Here is a 23,409-nt window from a genome sequence, read left to right as displayed (position 1 = left end):
AGGCCGCAGGTACTGAGGTGCGAGGAGCGAAAGCCGCCGGGCCGAGCAAGCGACGAAGGAGCGCGTCGAGGTCGACGAGCCTCGAAGGGCGCTACGTGCGGACGCCGAATCGTCGGAGTTCGGCAGGGGTGATCAGACGTTCCGCTTCAGCGGGGAACATCGTCGTGGAACCGCGACGGCCCCCGAGTCGCCCGCCGGTCAGCGAGTTCAGCAGGGAACCCCGGCGGGGTGGGTGAAATGGGTCAGCCAACTTCATGACCAATCACTTCCTGATACTTCACATTCGTTACAACGGACTCGAACTTTGTTCTACTGTAGCGGCTGTTCCGGATCGTGTCGCCGGACTATTGCGTGGCCTACGCCACGTCCCCCGCGACTGCCGACACGTGTGAATCCCGCACCTCCGGATCCCGAAGTGGCGAGTGCCGCACACGACGGCTAGATCGATCATTCCACGCGAAGCGTTACGTCGCGGTCAGCGACGCGCCCCTCACCTGCATGAATGACTCGACACGCGTCTCGGCGAGCGCCCGGGGCAATCCGTCGGGTGAGGCTCGACGAATCCCTGTCAGCCCGCGGCGCGCGGGCGGGCACAGCGTGGAGTGGAGGAGATCGCATGGTCGAGGTGTCACGGACCTTCCCGGTGAGACAGCCCATCGAGACAGTGGTCGCATACATGCGCGACTTCGCCAACGCCGTCGAGTGGGATCCGGGAACGCAGAAGTGCGAGCAGATCGGCACCGACCCCATCGCGCTGGGCACCCGCTGGCACAACGAGACGAAGCTGTACGGGATCTCGACAACGCTGACCTACGAGCTCACCCGCGACGACCCGGACCACGTCGTGTTCACCGGTCGCAACAAGACCGCGACCAGCGTCGACGACCTGTCGTTCGCGCCGGACGGACCCACGCGCACCTCGTTCACGTACCGGTCCCACATCACCTTCAACGGCCGTGCCCGGCTCGCCGACCCGCTCGCGCAGCTCGCCTTCAACCGGCTCGCGGGTTCGGTGGAGGATCAGATCACCAGGGTGCTCAACAGACTCTGAACGACCGAAGCCGGCCGCGCCTATCCGGCAGTGCTCGCTCGCCGGCGACGCACCCGCTTCACGACGAACCAGGCGACCATGAGGACGAGAAGCGCGATCACGATGTTGGACAGCGCCCCGCTCCAGCGTTCGAGCGCCGGGGCGATCGCCGGACCGAAACCGAAGCCGATCCCGATCCACAAGGCGTTCCACACCCCCGAACCCAGCGCGGTGTAGGCGGTGAAGCGCCAGAACGGCATCTTCTCGATGCCCGCAGGGATCGAGACGAACGATCGCACGAGCGGCACGCACCGGCCGAGGAGAACCGCCATGCCGCCCCAGCGGACGAAATACTCCTCCGCCTTGTCGAAGTCGTCGTAGTCGAGCAACGGCAGCCGACCGACGAGCCGCCGGGTGCGGTCGCGACCCAGGGCGGCACCGATCCAGTACCAGAGCCAGGCGCCGACGAGCGACCCGACGGTCGCGGCCACCCAGGCGAGCCAGACGTTCATGCGGCCCTCGTAGGCGAGGAACCCGGCGCCGGGGAGGACGGCTTCAGACGGGATGGGCGGCAGGAAGGTCTCGAGGAGGATCGCGACCCCCACACCCAACTCGCCGAGTGTGTCCATCAGGTCGAGGATCCAGCCGATGAAGCCGCTGTGACCCTGAGACGGGTCGGTCTGGGCGAGTACGGCGGCGAGCTGCGTTGGCAAAGAATCAGTCCGTTTGTCCGAGGGGCGGTCGGCTGGTCCCCGGCAACGGTGACCGCCTCGGCAGCCACTCTAGTCGGAAGTCCGATTCATCCGGTTTCCGCGCAGGTCGACCGACCGGCATCGGCTCAGGCGAGTCCGGCGAGGAACCTGTTGGCCCACTGCACCGCGGTCACCCCTGGACGAACCTCGAAGTCCCGGTAGGTGCCGTGGGACCCGGACTGCAGGAACCGGTTGAACGATCTGATCTGTTCGCGGGCCCGGTCGTCGCCGAGTTCCTGCACGATCTCCCCGGGTCCGCCGAGGGTGAGCAGTTCGGCGAGGATCGCGCCCGCCTCCGCCTGATACTGGACGATCTGGCTCGGCGTCGGATCACTGGTCTCGGCGAGGTAGCCGACGATCCGCGTCACGTAGTAGTCGCGAGGCACGTTGCAGTAGACATCCCCGGGTTCGCAGATCGTGAACGCTCTCGGCAGGACCCAGCCCATGCCGTCGAGGCGAGGGCCGCCGCTTCCCTCTCCGCGCAGCGGCGGACCGACGAGATTGTCGCGCTCGGACCGTCGCGGATCGGCGATCAGGACGACGCCCGCCACCTGACCCGGCCTGATGGCGGCACGTCCGGTGCCGATCTCGGAGGCCAGGTCCCCGGCGGCGTCGGCGCCCTGGCTGTAGCCGACCAGTGCGATCCGGGTACCCGGGCATCGACGCAGCATCTGCAGGGCCAGTCCCGTGGTGTTGGCCACGGCCTGCCCCTTCGACTTGCCGTAGATCGCCTTCTCCCAGGGGAACGCGGTGGCGTCGTATCCGACGTACTGCACGCGGGTCTCCGGTCCGAGCCCTGCGGTGACCTCACCGAGCAGGCCCGGGCTGGCGCCGTTGGACCACGTTCCGGGCACGGCGAGCACGTAGATCTCGGGGCATCCTCGCGGCGCGGCGTCGGCTTTCGGGACGGCGAGGCCTCCTCCGGCCAGGACGGCACACAACAGCGCGCACATGGTCGCGACGATCCGACGCATGGTCCGTTCCCTTCGTACTGGCCGGTGAGGGCCGACAGCGATGAGGCGAGTGTAGGGCGGGAGATACCTACCCAGCACGGTCACCGTTCACACGCAGAACTCCCGCCCACCCCGAAACGGGCGAGCGGGAGTTCTGTGTTCTGCTCTGTGCGAGGCGCGCGGTCAGCGCTGCGCGACCTGCGTCGGCACGATCGGCGCGGGCAGCTCCGACGCCCCGGTGAGGAACTTGTCGGCGGCCGCAGCGGCTGACCGGCCCTCGGCGATGGCCCACACGATGAGCGACTGTCCGCGACCGGCGTCACCGGCGACGAAGACGCCCGGCTGCCCGACGGCGGCGAAGTTGTTGTCGCGCTTCACGTTCCCACGGGGATCGTAGTCGACGCCCATCTTGTCGAGGAGATCCTCGCGTTCGGGACCGACGAAGCCCATGGCGAGCAGCACGAGGTCGGCCTCGAGCTCGAAGTCCGAACCCTCGACCTTCTCGAAGCGTCCGTCGCGCATGACGACCTCGTGGGCCCTGAGACCGGTGACCTTGCCGTCCTCACCGAGGAACTGTTCGGTGTTGACCGAGAAGACGCGCTCGCCGCCCTCTTCGTGAGCCGACGACACGCGGTACATCAGCGGGTAGGTCGGCCACGGGGTCGACTCGGCACGCTCGATCGGCGGCTTCGGCATGATCTCGAACTGGTGGACGATCTCGGCCCCCTGGCGCAGCGAGGTGCCCAGGCAGTCGGCGCCGGTGTCGCCACCGCCGATGATGATGACCTTCTTGCCCTTCGCCGAGATCTGGCCTTCGACGGTGTCGCCGAGCTGCACCCGGTTGGCCTGCGGCAGGAACTCCATGGCCTGGTGGATGCCGTCGAGTTCGCGGCCGGGGATCGGCAGATCGCGGCCGATGGTCGATCCGTTGGCGAGGATCACCGCGTCGAAATCGGCGCGGAGCTGCTCGACGGTGATGTCGACGCCCACGTTGACGCCGGTGCGGAAGACGGTGCCCTCGGCCTCCATCTGCGCCAGACGCCGGTCGATGTGGCGCTTCTCCATCTTGAACTCGGGGATGCCGTAGCGGAGCAGACCACCGATGCGATCGGCCCGCTCGAACAGCGTCACGTCGTGTCCGGCACGCGTGAGCTGCTGCGCCGCAGCCAGTCCCGCAGGTCCGGAGCCGACGACGGCAACCGCCTTGCCGGTCTTCGCCGACGGCAGGACGGGGGTGACCCATCCGTTGTCGAAGGCGTTGTCGATGATCTCGACCTCGACCTGCTTGATGGTGACCGGCGGCTGGTTGATCCCCAGCACACAGGACGCCTCGCACGGAGCCGGGCACAGGCGGCCGGTGAACTCCGGGAAGTTGTTCGTCGCGTGCAGACGCTCGATGCCGTCGCGCCACTGGTCCTTGTAGACCAGGTCGTTCCACTCGGGAATGAGGTTCCCGAGCGGGCAACCGTTGTGGCAGAACGGGATACCGCAGTCCATGCAGCGGCTCGCCTGCGTCTTCAGGTGGCCCTTGTCGAAGTCGGTGTAGACCTCTTTCCAGTCCAGCAGACGCAGATCCACCGGGCGGCGGTCGGGCAGCTCCCGCTCGGGGTGCTTGAGGAATCCTCTGGGGTCAGCCACGTGCGGCCTCCATGATCGCTTCGTTCACGTCTCGCCCGGTCTTCTCCGCCTCGGAGATGGCCAGCAACACGCGCTTGAAGTCGCGTGGCATGACCTTGGCGAACTTGGTCTGGGCGGTGTCCCAGTCGTCGAGAAGTGCCGCGGCGACCGGGGAATCGGTCTCGGCACGGTGCTCGTCGATGATCGCCGAGAGGAACTCGACGTCCTCGTCGACGAGCGGCTCGAGGTCGACGAGCTCGGTGTTGAGATTGTCGGCCAGCTTGCCCTCGGGGTCGTAGACGAAGGCCATACCGCCGGACATGCCCGCCGCGAAGTTGCGGCCGGTCTCTCCGAGGACGACGACGCGCCCGCCGGTCATGTACTCGCAGCCGTGGTCGCCCACGCCCTCGACGACCGCTGTGACACCCGAGTTGCGGACGCAGAAGCGCTCGCCCACGATGCCGCGCAGGAAGATCTTGCCCGCGGTGGCACCGAACCCGATCACGTTGCCTGCGATGATGTTCCGCTCGGCGACGAAGTCGTCCGGCGCGTTACGCGCCGGGCGGACCACCAGACGGCCACCCGACAGTCCCTTGCCGACGAAGTCGTTGGCATCACCCTCCAGGCGCAGCGTCACACCCTTCGGCACGAAGGCGCCGAAGCTGTTGCCCGCCGAGCCGGTGAAGTCGACGATGATCGTCCCGTCGGGAAGACCCTGTGCGCCATAGGCCTTGGTCACCTCGTGGCCCAGCATCGTGCCGACGGTGCGGTTGACGTTGGTGATCTTCGAGGTGAAGGACACCCGGGTACCGTGGTCGATCGCCTCGCGGCTCTGCGCGATCAGCTGCTGATCGAGCGCCTTCTCCAGCCCGTGATCCTGCACGCCCGAGCAGTACAGATCCTGGTTCATGAACGGCGATTCCGGCATCGTCAGGATCGACGACAGGTCGAGCTTGCCGGCCTTCTCCGACTTCCAGTGCGCCAGCGCCTTGGTGGTGTCGAGTGCCTCGACGTGACCGACGGCTTCCTGCAGGGTGCGGAAGCCGAGGCGCGCCAGCAGTTCCCGGACCTCTTCGGCGATGAACATGAAGAAGTTCTCGACGAACTCCGGCTTGCCCGCGAAACGCTCACGCAGGAGCGGGTTCTGGGTCGCCACGCCGACGGGGCAGGTGTCCAGGTGGCACACGCGCATCATGATGCAGCCGGAGACCACCAGCGGCGCGGTTGCGAAACCGAATTCCTCACCACCGAGCAGGGCGGCGACGACGACGTCCCGGCCGGTCTTGAGCTGGCCGTCGACCTGCACCACGATGCGGTCGCGCAAACCGTTGAGCAGCAGGGTCTGCTGGGTCTCGGCGAGGCCGATCTCCCAGGGCGCTCCCGCGTGCTTCATCGAGGTCAGCGGGGTGGCGCCGGTGCCGCCGTCGTGACCGGAGATGAGGACCACGTCGGCGTGCGCCTTCGACACACCGGCCGCGACGGTGCCCACGCCGACCTCGCTGACGAGCTTGACGTGGATGCGCGCCTTGGGGTTTGCGTTCTTCAGGTCGTGGATCAGCTGAGCGAGATCCTCGATCGAGTAGATGTCGTGGTGCGGGGGCGGGGAGATCAGACCGACACCCGGCGTCGAACCACGGACTTCGGCGACCCAGGGGTACACCTTGTGCGGCGGGAGCTGGCCGCCCTCACCGGGCTTGGCGCCCTGCGCCATCTTGATCTGGATGTCGGTGCAGTTCGACAGGTAGTGCGAGGTGACACCGAAGCGTCCCGAGGCGACCTGCTTGATCGCGCTGCGCCGCCAGTCGCCGTTCTCGTCGTGATGGAAGCGACGCGGATCCTCGCCGCCCTCACCGGAATTCGACCGGCCGCCCAGACGGTTCATGGCGATCGCCAGGGTCTCGTGGGCCTCGGCGGAGATGGAGCCGAAGCTCATCGCACCGGTCGAGAACCGCTTGACGATCTCGCTCGCCGGCTCGACCTTCTCGATCGGGATCGGGTCGCGATCGCCGAAGTTGAAGTCGAACAGGCCACGCAGCGAGGCCATCTGCCGGGACTGGTCGTCGACCAGCTTGGTGTACTCCTTGAACACCTTGTACTGGCCGGTGCGCGTGGAGTGCTGGAGCTTGAACACCGTGTCCGGGTTGAACAGGTGGTACTCGCCCTCACGACGCCACTGGTACTCGCCGCCCACCTCGAGCTCGCGGTGCGCGCGCTCCGAGGGACGGTCGGAGAACGCCAGGGCGTGCCGCACCGCGACGTCGTCGGCGATCTCGTCGAGGCCGATGCCGTCGAGCTGGCTGTTGAGTCCGGTGAAGAACTCGTCGACCGTCTCCTGCGACAGACCGATCACCTGGAAGAGCTGCGCGCCGGTGTAGGAGGCGATGGTCGAGATGCCCATCTTGCTCATCACCTTGAGCACACCCTTGCCGGCGGCCTTGATGTAGTTCTTCTGCGCCGTGGCCAGGTCGAGGTCGCCGAGCACACCGCGCTCGATCATGTCCTCGATCGATTCGAAGGCCATGTACGGGTTCACCGCTGCCGCACCGAAACCGACGAGCGCGGCGACGTGGTGGACCTCACGGCAATCGCCGGACTCGACGATCAGGCCGGCCTGGGTGCGCTTGCGCTCACGCACCAGGTGGTGGTGCACCGCAGCCGTGAGGAGCAGCGACGGGATCGGTGCGTAGGTCTCGTCGGACTCGCGGTCGGACAGGATGACCAGGTTCGCGCCGTCGTCGATCGCGGCGCTGACCTTGGCGCGCACCTCGTCGAGCGCCTTGCGGAGTCCGGCACCGCCGTCGGCGACCGGGTAGAGGCCGTGGATGTGCACGCTGCGGAAGCCGGGCAGCGCGTCGTTGGCGTTGATCTCCACCAGCTTGGCGAGAGTGTCGTTGTCCAGGACCGGCGACGTCAGCTCGATCTGCCGGCACGACTCCGGACCGGGGTTCAGCAGGTCGGCCTCGGTGCCGATGGTGCCGCCGACGCTGGTCACGATCTCCTCGCGGATCGCGTCGAGCGGCGGGTTGGTCACCTGCGCGAACAGCTGCTGGAAATAGTCGAACAGCATGCGCGGACGCTTGGAGAGCACCGCGATCGGGGTGTCGGTGCCCATCGAGCCGAGGGCCTCGGCGCCGGTCTTCGCCATCGGCGCGACCAGGAGGTCGAGTTCCTCGCGGGTGTAGCCGAAGACCTGCTGGCGCAAGGCGACACGGTCGTGCGGCATGTGCTGGTGCGGCGGCGCCTCGATGTCGTCGACCGGCACGAGTCCCTGCTCGAGCCACTCCCCGTAGGGGTGCTCACCGGCGAGCTCGTCCTTGATCTCCTCGTCGTCGACGATGCGGCCGGCCGCGGTGTCCACGAGGAACATCCGGCCCGGCTGCAGACGCATCTTCTGCACGACGTCGGAGTGGTCGATGTCGAGTACGCCGACCTCGGAGGCCATCACCACGAGGCCGTCCTTGGTGACCCAGACCCGGCTGGGGCGCAGTCCGTTTCGGTCGAGCACGGCGCCCACGACGGTGCCGTCGGTGAAACACACCGACGCCGGGCCGTCCCAGGGCTCCATCAGAGCGGAGTGGTAGCGGTAGAAGTCCCGGTGCTCGGGCTTCATCGACTCGTGACGCTCCCAGGCTTCCGGGATCATCATGAGCACGGCGTGCGGGAGCGAGCGTCCACCGAGGTGGAGCAGCTCGAGAACCTCGTCGAAGCGCGCGGTGTCCGACGCGCCGGGGGTGCAGATCGGGAAGATCTTCGACGCCGCGTCGGCCCCGAAGGCCTCGGTGTCGATGAGCGCCTCGCGGGCCCGCATCCAGTTCTCGTTACCGGTGACGGTGTTGATCTCGCCGTTGTGGGCGACGCGGCGGAACGGATGTGCCAGCGGCCACGACGGGAAGGTGTTGGTGGAGAAGCGCGAGTGCACCAGACCGAGCGAGCTCTCGACACGCGAGTCCTGCAGGTCGACGTAGAACTCCCGCAGCTGCGGGGTCGTCAGCATGCCCTTGTAGACGAAGGTTCGTCCGGACAGGCTGGGGAAATAGACGGTCTCGCGGCCCGGGCCGTCGGCGCCGGCGCCCTTGTTGCCCAGCTCGTACTGCACGCGCTTGCGCACGACGTAGGCACGACGCTCGAGTTCCATGCCCTCGGCGCCGCCGACGAACACCTGACGGAAGGTCGGCATGGCGTCGCGGGCGAGCGCACCGAGCGAACTCTCGTTGGTGGGCACCTCGCGCCACCCGAGCAGGGTCAGACCCTCGGCCTCGATGACCTTCTCCACACCCTCGCAGGCAAGGCGAGCGTCCTCCGACCCCTGGGGCAGGAATGCGATACCGGTCGCGTAGCTGCCTTCCGCGGGCAGCTCGAAGTCGACGGTCTCCCGCAGGAAACGGTCCGGGACCTGGATCATGATGCCGGCACCGTCGCCGGTGTTCGGCTCGGCGCCCGCGGCGCCGCGGTGCTCGAGATTCACCAGCGCCATGATCGCCTTGTCGACGATGCTGCGACTGCGCCGTCCGTGCATGTCCACGACAAACGCCACGCCACACGAGTCGTGCTCGTTGCGTGGGTCGTAGAGACCCACCGGTCCCGGAGCCTGCTTCATAGTTCGCCTCACTTTGCGCGCGAGGGGTGCACGCACTACCCGTCGTCAATGTCTGGGGCCACACCCGGCCGTGTCGGGCCGCGGACCACGATGTCCCCGGCGTCGTCGTCATCCGCCCGCATCGGGGCTGACCTGGGCGGAGCCGACGATCACAGCGGCGGTGAGTCCCGGTCAGCGCCGTTGCTGACGGTCCCTTCGAGCCGCGTCGTCGGGGCCCGAACCACCCTGCTCATCGCAACTACCGCGCGCAGCACGCCAGAGCGCCCCCGGGCAGCCGTATGAGCATTGTGAGCCATTTTTCCACGCGGAGGGCCGAGTCAAGAAATCCGGATACCACAACAGCACCTCAGGTGCACGTCAGACGGGGATCTGGCGTTTCGGGGCCACCCCGGCCACGGTCTCGGCAGCGCTCGCGGCGAGGGGTTGCGGGCTTCGTCGGTCGCGATCGGATTGCGGCCGGATCTCGCCCGCGGAATCTCACCCCGCGGGAAACGCCGAACATCTACCGTCAGGTGATGAGTGTCACTGTGCCGGCGGATGAACCCGCCTTCGACCCAGCGGTCGAGCATCCGTTCGGTCACCTCGGCGTCGCACCCCATGGTTCGCGCCGCTCCCGGGCGGTCAACGCCTACCTGGCCCGCGTCGCCTGGCCGATGATGGCCGCGGCCGGGGTCAGCCATCCCCGGGTGACGGCACAGATGATCCAGCGGACCCGTCCGGCCCTCAACCGGACGATCGAGCGGATGAACCCGCCACCGGCCAACACCCGGGTGGATCTCGTGCGCGAGACGTTTCGCGGCGGACAGGTCCGCGGCGAATGGGTGATCGGCCGGCACGCCGCCGCCCCGGCCCCCGGCACGCGGATCGTCTACTACCTGCACGGGAGCGGGTACGTCGTGTGCTCGCCGCGAACGCACCGCGGCCTGGTCGGCCGGCTCGGCAACAAGACCGGTCTGCCCGCGTTCAGCCTCGACTACCGGCTCGCCCCCGAACACGCGTGGCCGTGCGCGGGCAACGACACCATCCGCGGCTATCGCTGGCTCCTGTCACAGGGGTACCGCGCCGAGGACATCGTGGTCGCGGGCGACTCCGCCGGCGGTCACCTCGCGCTCGACCTGCTCGCCGTCAACCACGCGACCGGAACCCCGCAGCCGGGGTCGATGGTGCTGTTCTCGCCGCTCTACGACCCCACTTTCGACCTGGCCGTACGCAACCAGCGCACCGGGGTGCGCGACCCGATCATCGACGCGATGTCCGCGCGGAAGATCCTGCGGCTCTACACCAGGGCCGCGGACCCCGATCACCCTCGGATGCGCGTCCGGTTGACCCGGGACATGGGTCTGCCCAAGACTCTCATCCAGTACGGGGCACGCGAGGTGATGGGCGCCGACGCCCGGGCCACCCACGATGAGATCGTCGGCGCCGGCGGGGTTTCGGTGATCCAGGCGTGGCCGGATCAGGGGCACGTGTTTCAGCTGATCCCACGTCTGTCGGCCGAAGCGCGGTCGGCGATCGACACCGCGGCCCGGTTCATCGCGGTGACGGCGCCGGCTTCCTCCGGCCCGCGAATCCACCCCTTTTCCGCAAACCCACCACGCTCGGACGGGGTGGGTTTGCGGAAATAGGGTGGGTTTGTCGTCAGGCCGGGTCCGCGAGCCAGGCGCCGTGGAGCCCGGCGGGGACGCGGATCGGCAGTTCGACGGTGGCCACCGGCCCGGCCGCGGGGTCGTCGGCGGCGAGAAGGTAGAAGTACGAACGCATGTCGGCGGGATCGGTGCCGATCGCGCCCCAATGGTCGCGTTCGGTACCCGGGATGTAGATCGGCTCGCCGATGGCGGTTCCGGGACTCCAGAACGTCTCGGTGCCGGCGGAGAGGTCGTGGAACCAGAGGCTGTCGCTGGCACCACTGTCGCGCGGCCCCTTGGCCACCGAGGCGATCCGGTGGTGGTCCCGGGTGAGCAGGCGGTCGTCGACCCGCGGGAATTCCATGTTGAAGGCGTTGTCGCTGACCGTATTCCGGGTGATCGTCCCATCCGGGCGGATGATCGCGCGGGTGAGCGCCGAGGTCGCCGGCCGCGGCTCGTCGGCGAAACCGCCCGGGTAGCTCCATTCGACGTAGTCGACGGTCACGCCGTCCTCGGGTCCCGGGCCGTCGAAGGCGTTGGCGAAGTGCCACACCCAGAACGGGTCGGTGTGCACCCAGCGCACCGGGCCACCGTCGCGCGGGATGAGCGCGATGCGCGTGCCGTCGTCGGGCTGCCACGACAGCAGCGACCCACCGGTCATCACGCCTTCGAGGTCGAATATCAACGGGCACACGAAGAGAACGAGGTATCGAGACGTCAGCGCCATGTCGTGGATCATCACCGGCTTGTCGAGTCCGTCGACCGGAGTGGGGCCGGTGGTCGTCGTCCCGTCCGCGGCGACCACCGACCACGTCAGATACGGCGCCTCGAGCCCGTAGTTGAACAAGACCATCTCGCCGGTGGCCGGGTCGATCTTCGGGTGGGCGGTGCTACCCACCCGCATCGCACCGTCGCAGTCGGTCTTGGCCAGGGTCGCCAGCGACGACGGTTCGAGCAGATAGGGCCGGTCGGATTCGGCCATCGCCATCAGGCGTCCGCCGTGCCGGACGATGTTGATGTCGGGCAGTTCGCGATACGTGCCGGCGAGTTCGTCGCCCACCACACTCGCCGGCGGCGTGTATCCGTCGGTGAGTCCTGACCAGAGGGCATGTCCGGCAGCCTCTTCCGCGAGGACCATCGGGGTCCGGACAAAACGGTTGGTGTACCCGACCCGACCGTCGTCGATGCTGATCCGGTGCACCATGCCGTCGCCGTCGAGGGGGTAGACGAAGGATCCGATGGGGTCGAAGCGCGGATTGGGGCCGTTGCGGAGATAGCTGCCCCGCAGATCCGCGGGGATCTCTCCGGAGACGGGCAGGTCGGCGACATCGACCTCTTCCCGCTGCGGGGCGAACACGCCGGTGAGGTGGGCGTGGTGCGCCATGTCGACGGGGGCGGGGGTGGGGGGCGTGGTGAGGGTCATCGGACCACCTTCGGGCTGATCGGCGACGGGCTGGTCGGGCGGCGGGCCGTCAACCGGCGGGCCGGGCAGTGGCGGTGCGCTGGGCGCCGAACTCGCGCATCTCGTCGACCACCGCGCGACGATCGGCGGACCGGGACGCGAGCACGAAACCCAGGGTATCGGCTGTGTCCGATTCGCGTGATCTATCCGCGCACCCTCACCGGCCGAATTCGGAACCGTAACCCTGCCGGTCCGCCGCCGCGGCGAGTCGCCGGTCGAGGTCGTCGGACCAGTCGCGCGCGACCTGAGCGTCGAGCACGGCCAGCCGCTCGGTCACCGGGACGCGCTGCGCCGGGCCGCATCCGTCGAGGAGGGACTCGAACAGCGCGCGCAACCGGCGTTGCACTTGCACCTGGCCGGTGCTGTGCCGGCGGATCTCGTCGGTCCCGATCGCGACGTAGTCCGCCCAACTGCGGCGGATGCCGCGCACCGAGGTGCCCGGTGCAGTCGGTTCGCCGCACAGCCGCGGTGCCAGCAGCAGCAGTAGATCCTCGGTGTGATCGAGTGCCTGCACCACGACGCTCGGGTCGTTGCTGCCCGCGGACATCGCCTTGAGCGCGATGTCCGAGATCGCCTGCAGCGCCGCGGCGGGACTCACCGACGGCTGGTGGGTGTCACCGAACAGCAGGCAGGCCAGCACCCGACGCGTCTCCACCCGTGCCGGGTCGCCGACGATCTCGACGACCGGGAGATCGTGGGGGACATGGTCGCCGACGGCGACCAGCAGGTTGATCCGCACGTCCCAGGAAGCCGCATATCGTCGCAGGCGGTCACCGTTGACCGCCAGGAGCACCCGACCGCGCGCGGTCACCTCCCCCAGCCTGATCTGCATGTGCTCCGCCTCGATGTCCGCACCCGCGTCTGTTCCCCCATCGCCCCGGTCGGGTGTGGTCTCGACGACGACCTGGTCGTCGAAAGCCATTGGGGCCGTGGTCTCGTCGTGCGCTGTCGGCGGCGGTAGCTGCCGGACGATCGCCGACCGGCCGTCGTCGGCGATCCACTGCAGCAGGCGCGCGGTGTTCAGGATCGTCCCGACCTTGCCGACGAGCGCGATGAAGAGGTACGCGCTGATCGTCGTGAGCATGAACGCGATCGCCGTGGACAGACCGGGAGTCGGCTCGTCCGGGCCACCCACCGACAGGTCGATCGCGATGATCACGCTGTAGACGAAGGTCGCGAGGAAGAAGCCCGTGGACCACCGCATGACGGGTTCCTGCTGCAGCATCGGGATCACCCGCACCGAGATCGACGACGCCCCGAACTGCATCGCGAGGGTGACAGCGGTGAACACGAGGCCCGTCAGCGTCGCCATCGAACCGGCGATCACGCTGAGCAGCGTGGCCAGTGTTCCGGGGTCGACCTCGAGTTCGAGCAGTTCGTCGAAACCCACCGTCGTCCACGCCGCGACGATCGCGAACGTCACGAGCACGACCGGCAGCCGCCAGATCGGGACGGTGCGCAACGCCCGGCGCGTACGCCGCCACCGGATCGCAGTCGCCAGCGCGCTCGGTACCGCTTCCGTCACCACGCCGACCGCGGTCGGGGCCGGCGTCGGGTCGGGGACGGGCGCGAGGGTGTCGGGCACCCCGAATCGGCCTGCCACCGCCTCCTGCACGACGATCTTCCATCGCATCAGCGGTTCTCGATACCGCTGCTCTCGCCCGATCGCCCGAGCGATCTTGCGGGGACGGTTCTTGTACCGCCACCGGGCCCACGGTGATCGCGGGCGTGCCAGCCGGGCGGCACCGAACCACAACAGAACCGGGACGAACATGCCCACGAGGCCCGTCCACACCTTGCCCTTGAGGAGGGTGACGACTGCCAGGACCACGTTGAGCACGACGACACCCGCCGCCACGAGCCGCGCCACCAGCCCGTCCTCCTTCCGGATGTCCCCGACGACCTCGAACGCCCCGAACGGCTGCAAGCCCAGGAGGAAGAGCAGGCCGATGGCGATCGCGACGAACACCGCGTCGATCGACGTCCGGCCCTCCTCCGCCCAGTAGACGTCGCGGAGGTGGAGGATGAGCGCGAACTCGTCGAGCACCAGGGCCGCGCCGATGCCGAACGCGACCGCCAGCACACAGTCGATGACCGGCGTGCGCAGCGGGTCGACCGCGACGAAACCGAAGCCGGACAGGAGCATCGCCATCATGCCGAAGAAGGCGTGATGGACGTGCACCCCGCCGGGTGTCACGTTCCCGGGCCACCAGCTGACCTCCGCGCGGATCATCCGCACGCTGAACCGGATGAACAGGAAGGTCAGAACGAAGGCGAGCAGAAGGAAGAACAACGGCAGACGACCGGTCTCGACGATCCGCTCATCGAACCATCCGGCCATCCCCCGACCCTAGCGGTATGTCCCGGAAACCTACGGGGTTCGATCGACGTCGGGAGGTCGAGTCGATCTCATGCGGTCATGTCGCCGTCGACGATGTCATTGCGGGTCCGGCTGATCGGACCGTCGGGCCCTGTTGCGTCGGACCGATGCCAGCCGCGACGACGCCTGCGCATGGAGGGCGGTGATGTTCGCCGCCGGCGCGGGCGCCGTCGCGGCGCCCAGCGACGAGGCCGGTAGTCGGCGGCGTAGCTCGGCGATCAGGTCCGCGGCCTGTCCGGGCGGGCCGTCGTCATCGTGAACGAGGCAGATGGCGAAGTCGGAATCACCCAGGCGTGCCATGGCGGTCTCGGTGGGAAGCAGATCGACGCAGGTCTGGGCCAGGTGCACGAGCTGTTGATCCGCCGCCTCGCGACCGAGCGTGTCGGTGGCCGTCGCGTCGTGGTCGATCGATAGTGAGATCACCGTGATCGCCGCGGCCGACCGACGCCCGTCGACAAGCCCGCTGGTGGCGAGTTCCCAACCCGCCCGGTTGAACACACCGGTGACCGGATCCGTACAGACCGCGGTGAGCAGCGTCCGCGTCAGCAGTCCGAACGACTCGGCGGCCGCCGGGATGGCGACGGCGACGACGATGTACGTGCTGAGGTACTTGGGCGCAGGTGCCACTGCCAATGCGACGACGCACGCGACGGTCAGCAGACCGATGAGCGCCCACGCCTGCCGGCGCGGAAAGGTGGCGCGCAGGTACATCGCCAGGAACATCGCCGCGACCATGCACAGGAACTCGGCACTGATCAGCTCGTGGAACGCCATCACCGCGGGGGTCGCCGCACAGGCCGCGATCACGGCCGGGAGCGGGCGCTGCGGACGCACGGACAGCCAGCCGAGCGCCGCGATGCCCAGCGCCACGGCGACGAATCCCCCGGTCGGGTCGGACAGCGTCGCCGAGTCGTCGACCGGGAACAGCGTGAGGGCCACCCCGATCGCGTACAGCAGCGATGTCACCGCGAGATAGGTTCGCAGCACGTGCAGCGGCGATCGCGGGAGCGGGCCCCGCAGCGCTCCCAGGTGCAAGTCCGGTCGGTACATCCCCCACTCCGATCCTCGGTATCGGTCCCCCGTCCCCGGTCCGAGGTTGCCAAACCGCGCCGCGATGCGCGACCGGCGGCGGACAGTGTGGTCGGGGCACCCCTCACTCGAAGCGCCGTTCGACTCGGTTCCAGCCGTTCCTCCACATATCCTGGGCCGATGGACAGCCTCGTCACCGTCGTCGTCGTCGACGACCACCCGTTCTTCCGCGACGGGGTGTCCCGCGGCCTGACGGCAAGTGGGCGGGTGCGGGTCGTCGGCGAGGCCGCCGACGGCATGGCGGGGCTCGAGCTGATCCGGCAGGAGAAACCCGACGTCGCGGTCGTCGACCATCAGATGCCGCTCATGACCGGCGTCGAGGTCGCGCATGCCGTCTCGCGCGACGGGCTGCCGACGCGGGTGTTGCTGCTCTCCGCGGTCACCGACGGGCCGATCGTCTTCCGGGCGCTCCAGGAGGGTGCGGCCGGTTATCTGTCGAAGGATGCCGACCGCGACGACATCGTCGGCGCGGTGACCCGGGTGGCCAAGGGCGAGACGGTGGTGCCACCGGAGCTCGCCGCCGGACTGGCCGGCGAGATCCGGGCGCAGACCCAGCGCGATGCGCCCGCCCTGAGTGAACGGGAACGACAGGTCCTCACCGGGTTCGCACGGGGGCAATCGATTCCGCAGGTGGCCGCCGAGCTCTACATCGGTGCGTCGACGGTCAAGACGCACACGCAGCGTCTGTACGAGAAGCTCGGGGTGTCCGACCGTGCGGCGGCGGTGGCCGAAGCGATGCGCCGTGGCCTCCTCGAGTAGCGCGGCCTCCTCGAGTCGAGGGGTCGACGTCGGCGGTGACGACGAGATCGCCGGGGCCACCCGGTATCTCGGCCTCGACGAGTTCGCCGACGAGCCGAGGATCCACGACATCCTGATCGATCACGCGATCCGCGGTATTCGGATTCAGGTGGTCCTGCGGCTGTTCCTGTCGGTGTTCGTGTTGCTGACCGTCAGTCTCGATCCACCCGCGCACGCGGAGACGTTCAGCGTCGTGACCGCAATCCTGTACGCGGCGTGGTGTATCGGTGGAGCGGTCGTCGTGGTCCGCCACGAGTCGGCGATGATCCGTTACTCGTGGATCGCGTTGCCCATCGACCTTCTCCTGCTCACCGCACTCGCCATCGCGGCGAGCCGGTCCAACGAATTGAGTTGGACCACCGACGTTCTCCTCAGTGGTTTCGTCCTCGTGCCGATGATCGCGGCGATCGCCCTGCAGCCCAGGACATGTGCCGCGGTGGTGGTCGTCACGACCGCGGTGTACGCCGTCTCCTCCGCGTTGGCCCGCACGTCGAACGGCGAACCGTGGTCGGTGATCGTGCTGCGCATCCTCGTCGTCGCGGCGCTGGCCGTCGGCGCGATCCTGCTGTCCCGCTTGCAGCGATCCCGGGTGAGGACGATCGGGGCGCTCGCCGCCGAACGCGCCCGACTGCTCGATGCGACGATGGAGATCGAGGAGCGCGAACGGCGCGATCTCGCCGACAATCTCCACGACGGCGCCCTGCAGTACGTGCTGGCGGCGCGTCAGGAACTCGCCACGCTCCGTGATTCTGCTGATCCCGTGACCCTCGACCGCGTCGACGGTGCGCTGCGCGACGCGGCCCAACTCCTGCGTTCGACGCTGAGCGAGTTGCACCCGGCGGTGCTCGAGCAAGCCGGGCTGGCGGTCGCCCTGACCGATCTCGCGTCGTCGTTCGGCAGCCGCGCCGGAGCACCCACGGTCTCCGTCGACACCGCCGGATGGCCACCGGGGCTTCGTACCTCGGTCGATCCGCTGATATTCGCCACCGCTCGCGAACTGCTGGCCAACGTCGCCAAACACGCCTCCGCCACAACCGTCGAGGTCACCGCCGAGTTCGACGACGGGCGAGCGCGACTCGTCGTGGTCGACGACGGTGTCGGCCTGCCCGCCGACGTCGACGTCGAGGAGCTGATGCGGCAGCGACAGGCCAAGGGCCACATCGGACTTGCCTCGCGACGAGTGCGGATCGAGGGGGCCGGCGGCACGATGTCGCTCGCCGACCACCCCCGCGGCGGCACGGTCGCCATCGTGGAGGTACCCGCCCGCGAACAGTGAGGGCGTGTCCCCCGATCGGTGGAGGTGCGATTCAACCCCTCCATCACCCGATCAGCGGAAACCACACACCGCCCCCGGCGAGCACAGTCATTGGTGTCACCGAAACAACCCCACCACCACACCGGGAGCACACCATGAAGACCACCACCCGCATCGCCACCGCCACCCTCGGACTCGCCGCCGCCACCGGCATCGCCCTCGGCGCCGCCGGAGCAGCCCACGCCGGCACCCTGCCCATCACCCGCCCCGGCGAACCCACCGTCGCCATGACCATCACCAACCACACCGACAAGCCCGAATACCTCCAAGGCGCCAACGCCGACGGCGGCCAATGGGTCAACGCACCCCAACACATCCTCTACCCCGGCGCCACCGAAACCATCACCGCCACAGCCCCCTACAACAACCACCTCGACGTCAACGCCATCTACCGCATCGGACTGTTCGGCCCCACCGCCAACTACCAACTCACCAACCACCCCCACAACGTCAACACCGACATGACCACCATCTGGGGACCACACGCCCAGAACTACTGGATCAACCCACACATCGACACCGGCTACCCCCAGGTCAACGTCGGCTACGACCAGTGGTGAGGATTCTCGAAAGGAGGATGAGGGAACGGTTCGGGGGTGGTGCTCCGCCCCCGAACCCCGCCCCTTTCACCATAAGCGAGGAGTAGGGGCTTGCGGCAAGGCCCCCGCGACCGTGCACAATCGCTCGACGACCGACACCGGGAGGCGATCGATGGCAGATATGGCGGACACACCGGAACGTTTCCGGGTCCACGAGTCCGGGGCGTACTTTCACGGCACGAAGGCCGACCTCTGCGTCGGCGACTTCCTGACACCGGGCCACCGGTCGAACTACCGTCCGGAACACGTCTCGAACTACGTTTACATGACCAAGGTGCTGGACGGCGCGGTCCTCGCAGCCGAGATGGCGGTGGGCGACGGTCGCCCCCGGGTCTACGTCGTCGAACCACAGGACGACGTACATGACGATCCGAACGTCACCGACAAAAAGTTCCCCGGCAACCCGACCCACTCGTACCGGAGTGCACAACCGGTGCGGATCGTCGGCGAGATGACCGACTGGGTAGGCCATTCGCCGGATTACCTCCGGCAATTCCGCGCGGGGTTGGAGGCGCTTCGGCAGCGCGGCGACGCGGTCCTCTACGACTAGCCCTTGACGGCGGCCGGTCGGGCTGGAAACCACCCCATAGAAACGGACAGAAGACAATACGGTCGCGGCGTCCCACCACAGGGCGGTTTACAGTGACGGGTCATGGCCGAGGTCACCGATATCCGGCCGCACGCAGGGCGGCGAGCAGTTCCGACCGGGATCCGGCGTCGAGCCGGCGCCGGATCCGGGCGACGTGATGCTCGACGGTCTTCGCCGAGATGTACAGTCGCTCACCGATTTCCCGGTGGGTGAATCCTTGCAGCAGTTCGTGCGCGACCTCTGCCTCACGCTCGGTGAGCGGCCCGCCGGCCGGCGGAGTGCGGTGCCGGTCCTCGCCGGCTGATCGCGCGGTGTCAAGGAGGCCGGCGGCGGTCGACGGATCGTCGGCACGCAGAGCGGCCATACCCGCCAACCGGGCTGCCTCCCAGTGCAATCCGACGCTGCGCAGCGCGTCGACGGACCCGGGGACCTCGTCCGCGGCGGTCTCGGCACCGGCGTCGGTGCCATCGAGGGTCGGAGACACCCAGGCGTGGGCACTCCTCGCCAGCAGTCGGGCCGTCCGGTCCTGCGCAGCCGCGCGGTCGAGACGCGCCAACCGATGCGCCGCGGCGGAGTCATCACGTGCGATGGCCGCGGCCTGTACGCCCGCGAAGTCCCAGGACGCCGACCACGCCGGGGGGTTGTCGAGAGCCGCGAGCAACCTGTCGGCCGCGTCGACATATCGGGTGATCGCCGGCACCTGCTCGAGACACGCTGCACCGATCCAGAACTCGCCGAGCGAATGCAGCAGGTAGAGGTCCACCTCCGTGGCGGCGAGCAGCGGCAATCCGTGCTGCCACGCCGCGGTCAGCGCCGGGATGTCACCCTGGCGTCGGGCCAGTCCCAGCCGGATCGCCTGCCACCGAAGCCGATCGGACATCGCCACCGGATCGTCCGACGGCAACAGACGTGCGGTTGCCTCGAGATCACCGGCCGTCAGCGCGATCTCGGCGTCGATGAGAGCTCGCCCCGACTCCGGTGCTGCCGTCCGGATCGTCTGCGCGGCAGCGATGTCACCGTGGTTGAGCATCATCGCGACGGCCGCCTGCAGGATCCGGATCGCGTACGGCCCCCGTGACGCGGAGCCCCCGGCGGAGAGGCCACGGATCACGGAGTCCACCGCATCGCCGGCGATCGTGTCACCCGCTTCTCCGACGGTGGCCAGCAAGCCGCGGACCACCATCGACCGAGCGGCCCGACTCGCCACCGGCGCGCGGCCGCGGTCCGCCTCGGCGATGGCGGTGACCGCCGCACGGTCGCCGACTGCGAGCAGCGAGACCGCGGCCGAAAGGGACTGCGTACTCGTCGGATTCGATCCGAGCCAGCGATACAGGTCGGCGGCGTGTGAGGCGAGACCGCGATGCGCGGCGACAGTGGCGGCGAGTTCCACCCACTCCTGCACCCCGGGGTCGGTCGGGCCGGCCGCCTCCAGCCGCTGATCGGCGACGGCGCCCGCACCGTCGAGGTCACCCGACGACAGGGCACGCTGCGCCATCAGCAGCCGGACGTCATCGCGTCCCGGCTCCACCCGATCGGCAGCCCGGAGGAGGACCACCGCCCGCGCAGCGGTCGCGTCGGCAGCACCGGCCAGCAACGCGTCGACGATGCGTGGGTCGTCGACGCCCGCCTCGGCCGCGAGCAGGGCGGTGTCGGGGGTGAGTTCGGCCGCGCGTAGACCGGCTGCCACGGAGTTGTGCCGGAGCTCGTCGATCCGCCGGTCGCCCAGCACATCCCGCAGCGGCCCGGCGGCCGCCGAGACGAAGACGTCCGATCCGCGCAGCAGGCCACACCCTCGTGCCCGATCGATGGCCCCGGCCGCGTCGGCCCGGTCGACGCCGGTCGCATCGGCGACGCTGTCGGGGTCGAGTGGTGCCCGGACCGAGGCGAGGGCCAGCACCGCCAGCGTCAGCGGATCGAGCCCGCGCAGCAGCCGGTGATGCCATTCGCGGGCAACCTGATCGACGATCGCGATCACGTCGGCCGCAGGCTCGCCGACGATCTGCGGGACGCCGCCCGCCGCGTTCCGGATCGCCGCGAGCGCGGTGTCGACGAGTACTTGCGCACCACCACAGCGTCGACGGATCTGCGACGCCATGGTCGGCTCGAGCGTGATTCCCGCGCGGGCCGAGCGGGTCAGGACATCAGCGGTGCCCAACGCCTCCAGTTCGAGCACGGCGCCGTAGGGCCGGGCGCGGTCGCGGAGTAGGCGGACGTTCGGGTCCAGTTCCCGCGGTTCGGTCGTGGCGATCAGCCCGATCGTCCCGGCGTCGAGCATGCCCAACGTGGTCGCGATCACGGGAGCGGGCCACAAGTGCATGTCGTCGGCGAGGACGAACACGGGGCCGGTCTCGCCGCCCGCCGGCAGGCCGACACTCACCGGCAGGCCCCGCCGCCGAAGCTGCTCGTGCACGGCGCCCAGCAGCGCCGACCGGCCGCTGCCCGGGGTGCCGACGGCGACGGCACACAGCGGATGGCCCCGGTGCGCACGGTCGACGATGCTCGTCACCCACGACGTGGTGCGCGACACGGGGGGCGAGGGGTCCGGTCGGTCGCCGATCGTCGAGACCGATGTCGTCGGCGTCATCGAACAGTCCACACCAGACCGGGAGTCAACGGGCTCAGCAGTCGACGCCGACGACGCCGGTCACGCCGCACACGATCCGACCGGTGCCGTCGAGGACCCGGCCGGTGCCGTCGAGAACGCCGCCCGGGGTGATGCCGCCACCGCTGGTGTCCGGTTCCGGCGCAGGTGCCGGGGCCGGAGCGGGCGCAGGTGCCGGAGCGGGCGCAGGTGCCGGAGCGGGCGCGGGTGCCGGCGCTGGTGCCGGGCGCCCGGGGTGTTTCCGGGCGCGGGAGCACCGGCAGACGGGGCGCCGCCCGACGGGCCACCGGCTGACGAGGCCCCGGCGGCGGTCCGACGCGGGGCGTTGGTTGCCGTACCCGGCGCTCGCGTGCCGGTTCCGGTCACCGGTGCCGCGGTGGTCCCGGGACGCGCACCGGTCACGGTGGTGCCAGGGCCGCCAGCGGGGTTCTGCGTCGAGGTGGCCGTCGTGGTCGCCGCACCCGCCGGCGGGGGCGTGGCCTCGCCGACGGAGCCTACGAGTCCGGTACCGACGGAGAGTCCGGTGGCCGTGACCAGGGCCAATGCGGCGGCCCCGAGCGTGATCAGCGTCCCGCGCTTGCGCCGCGACAACCGCGGGGCGGGCTCGGTCAGCGGAGTGCTCGGAGCCGGGACGATCTCGCGGAGCGGCCGGTCTTCGGGTGAGGCCGGGACGATCGATGCGGTCGTCGCGACGGCCGCGGGAGTGATCGCCGACCGCTGCGCGGCGAGCGCCGCGCCCGCCAGGAGCGCGCCACCGGCTGCCGATGCGGAGGCCGGATCGGAGTCGAGGACGACCGGCAGGCGCAGGGTCGAGGACAGCATCTCGGTCACGAGTGGGATCGCGGCACCGCCGCCACCGAGGACAACCGCGGTCACCCCCGCCGGCTTCAGTCCTGCGGCAGCCGTTCCGGAGTCGACACCGCTCGCGGAGGCGGCAAGAGCTTCGCGGACGAGGGCAACCGATTCCATGACGGGCGCGCGAAGCAGATCCTCGATGTCGTCGCGGACCAATCGCGCCTCGGTGTGGACGGCTCCGATCCGCACTCCGACGACGGTGTCGGTGTCGACCGACAACGACTCCTTGGCCCGTCGGCAGTCGGCGCGCAACCGATTGACGTCGTCGAGGATCGCATCACTGCGCTGCGGATCGGCCAGACCCGAGTCGACCTCGGCGTCGGCACCGGTCACCCGCAGCGTGTGCGCGAGCACCAGGCGATCGAACTCGTTGCCGCTCACGGTGTCCAGGTACACTGGCCGGCCGAGGCGGACCGGGTCGGAGCCGGTGGCCAGGACGGAGACGGTGAGGCCGGCGGCGCCGAGATCGCAGACGACGACGGTGCCCTCACCGAAGGGGCCCTCGGCGTGTTCGGCGGCGGCCAGGATCGCCCGCGATTCGGGCACCCAGGTGGTCGACTCCGCCGGCACCGTGTCGGGGTGGGCCGCGAGCGCCGCCCGGGCCTCGTCGACGGCTTGATCGGTCCAGTTGTCCGGATACACGACACTCATGTGCAGATCGTCGAAAGACGTCGAGTCCGCGCCGAGGTCGAGCCGGGTGATCAGCGCCGCGACCGCGTCGGCGTAGATGTCGGCGGCCGCGATCGTGCGTCCGTGCTCGTCGAGCATCGGTACCGGGTCGCCGACCCGTCCGAGGAAGTCGTCGGCATCGACCAGAGCGGAGGTCTCGACCGAGACCGCACCCTCCCAGGACTGTTCCGAAGCAGCTACCGCGACGCTGTTCGCGGTTCCGATCTTCACACCGATCCCGATGGCCATGACGGTCACTCCTGTTCGCACCTGCAGACGGTGGTCGGTGACGGTCGCTCATCTCGTGAGCTCACCGTCGATGTCACGTGCCCCGGCCCCGGCGGTGCACTTCACCCAGTGTGTCGCGTACCGGTCCCCGGGTGTTAGCCCTGGCCGGAGATTAGGGGGAAAGTCCCGACACCCCACCCGTGCGGCGGGACGAGCACCGATCCCCCGGTCGGATCCCCTATGCCGCCG

Annotated in this window: 16 protein-coding genes; 6 read left to right on the top strand and 10 right to left on the bottom strand. The window is 69.2% G+C overall.

Annotated elements, in window-relative coordinates:
* Positions 1 to 91: 91 nt before the first annotated feature.
* Positions 92 to 256, bottom strand: a complete 165-nt coding sequence (locus tag AC3B5T_RS07700) for a hypothetical protein (protein ID WP_488358492.1) — start codon at positions 254 to 256, stop codon at positions 92 to 94.
* A 360-nt stretch (positions 257 to 616) separates the two neighbouring features.
* Between AC3B5T_RS07700 and AC3B5T_RS07695 the strand changes: the two genes are divergently transcribed.
* Positions 617 to 1,051 (top strand): SRPBCC family protein, encoded by a 435-nt coding sequence (locus AC3B5T_RS07695; RefSeq protein WP_010844004.1) that lies wholly within the window; start codon positions 617 to 619, stop codon positions 1,049 to 1,051.
* 20 nt (positions 1,052 to 1,071) lie between these two features.
* Here AC3B5T_RS07695 and AC3B5T_RS07690 read toward each other — a convergent pair whose 3' ends face one another.
* From AC3B5T_RS07690 to gltB, 4 genes are all read right to left on the bottom strand, one after another.
* On the bottom strand, positions 1,072 to 1,743 hold the full coding sequence (locus tag AC3B5T_RS07690) for a DedA family protein (RefSeq protein WP_010844005.1): 672 nt from the start codon (positions 1,741 to 1,743) through the stop codon (positions 1,072 to 1,074).
* A gap of 125 nt (positions 1,744 to 1,868) precedes the next feature.
* Positions 1,869 to 2,756: a cutinase family protein gene (locus AC3B5T_RS07685; RefSeq protein ID WP_014924888.1), complete on the bottom strand. Its 888-nt coding sequence runs from the start codon at positions 2,754 to 2,756 to the stop codon at positions 1,869 to 1,871.
* A 162-nt stretch (positions 2,757 to 2,918) separates the two neighbouring features.
* The gene (locus tag AC3B5T_RS07680; protein WP_010844007.1) at positions 2,919 to 4,373 is read right to left on the bottom strand and encodes a glutamate synthase subunit beta; all 1,455 of its coding nucleotides are present in this window, start codon (positions 4,371 to 4,373) and stop codon (positions 2,919 to 2,921) included.
* Positions 4,366 to 8,949, bottom strand: a complete 4,584-nt coding sequence (gene gltB, locus AC3B5T_RS07675) for a glutamate synthase large subunit (protein WP_488358491.1) — start codon at positions 8,947 to 8,949, stop codon at positions 4,366 to 4,368. Before gltB ends, AC3B5T_RS07680 begins: the two co-directional genes overlap by 8 nt.
* A 515-nt stretch (positions 8,950 to 9,464) precedes the next feature.
* On the opposite strand from gltB, the gene AC3B5T_RS07670 reads away from it, so the two are divergent.
* On the top strand, positions 9,465 to 10,574 hold the full coding sequence (locus tag AC3B5T_RS07670) for an alpha/beta hydrolase (protein ID WP_488358490.1): 1,110 nt from the start codon (positions 9,465 to 9,467) through the stop codon (positions 10,572 to 10,574).
* A 13-nt stretch (positions 10,575 to 10,587) separates the two neighbouring features.
* Here AC3B5T_RS07670 and AC3B5T_RS07665 read toward each other — a convergent pair whose 3' ends face one another.
* The 3 genes from AC3B5T_RS07665 to AC3B5T_RS07655 all read right to left on the bottom strand — a co-directional run bounded on the left by AC3B5T_RS07665 (position 10,588) and on the right by AC3B5T_RS07655 (position 15,466).
* Positions 10,588 to 11,997: a carotenoid oxygenase family protein gene (locus AC3B5T_RS07665; protein WP_488358489.1), complete on the bottom strand. Its 1,410-nt coding sequence runs from the start codon at positions 11,995 to 11,997 to the stop codon at positions 10,588 to 10,590.
* A gap of 196 nt (positions 11,998 to 12,193) precedes the next feature.
* Positions 12,194 to 14,377, bottom strand: a complete 2,184-nt coding sequence (locus AC3B5T_RS07660) for a DUF2254 family protein (RefSeq protein ID WP_488358488.1) — start codon at positions 14,375 to 14,377, stop codon at positions 12,194 to 12,196.
* A 96-nt stretch (positions 14,378 to 14,473) separates the two neighbouring features.
* Positions 14,474 to 15,466: a GGDEF domain-containing protein gene (locus tag AC3B5T_RS07655; RefSeq protein ID WP_010844012.1), complete on the bottom strand. Its 993-nt coding sequence runs from the start codon at positions 15,464 to 15,466 to the stop codon at positions 14,474 to 14,476.
* Between the two features lie 159 nt (positions 15,467 to 15,625).
* Between AC3B5T_RS07655 and AC3B5T_RS07650 the strand changes: the two genes are divergently transcribed.
* The 4 genes from AC3B5T_RS07650 (at position 15,626) to arr (ending at position 18,767) form a co-directional block, all read left to right on the top strand.
* Positions 15,626 to 16,264 (top strand): response regulator, encoded by a 639-nt coding sequence (locus AC3B5T_RS07650; protein WP_010844013.1) that lies wholly within the window; start codon positions 15,626 to 15,628, stop codon positions 16,262 to 16,264.
* Positions 16,248 to 17,579, top strand: coding sequence for a sensor histidine kinase (locus tag AC3B5T_RS07645; RefSeq protein ID WP_051129839.1), 1,332 nt, complete (start codon positions 16,248 to 16,250; stop codon positions 17,577 to 17,579). The genes AC3B5T_RS07650 and AC3B5T_RS07645 overlap by 17 nt, the downstream gene beginning before the upstream one ends.
* 134 nt (positions 17,580 to 17,713) lie before the next feature.
* Entirely contained in the window at positions 17,714 to 18,178 is a 465-nt protein-coding gene (locus tag AC3B5T_RS07640) for a hypothetical protein (protein ID WP_488358487.1), read from the top strand.
* A gap of 151 nt (positions 18,179 to 18,329) precedes the next feature.
* On the top strand, positions 18,330 to 18,767 hold the full coding sequence (gene arr / locus AC3B5T_RS07635; RefSeq protein ID WP_081637256.1) for an NAD(+)--rifampin ADP-ribosyltransferase: 438 nt from the start codon (positions 18,330 to 18,332) through the stop codon (positions 18,765 to 18,767).
* A gap of 112 nt (positions 18,768 to 18,879) precedes the next feature.
* Here the strand turns inward: arr and AC3B5T_RS07630 are convergent, their stop codons facing one another.
* Both AC3B5T_RS07630 and AC3B5T_RS07625 read right to left on the bottom strand, forming a co-directional pair.
* Positions 18,880 to 21,390: a LuxR C-terminal-related transcriptional regulator gene (locus AC3B5T_RS07630; RefSeq protein ID WP_010844912.1), complete on the bottom strand. Its 2,511-nt coding sequence runs from the start codon at positions 21,388 to 21,390 to the stop codon at positions 18,880 to 18,882.
* A 60-nt stretch (positions 21,391 to 21,450) separates the two neighbouring features.
* Positions 21,451 to 23,181 carry an Hsp70 family protein gene (locus AC3B5T_RS07625; RefSeq protein ID WP_488358486.1) on the bottom strand — a complete coding sequence of 577 codons (1,731 nt, stop codon included), beginning with the start codon at positions 23,179 to 23,181 and terminating at the stop codon, positions 21,451 to 21,453.
* Positions 23,182 to 23,409: the final 228 nt, after the last annotated feature.

The sequence above is a fragment of the Gordonia sp. G4 genome, assembly GCF_057770005.1.
The sequence above is the reverse complement of the archived record's forward strand: the minus strand, read 5'-3'. Positions and strand labels throughout refer to the sequence as shown.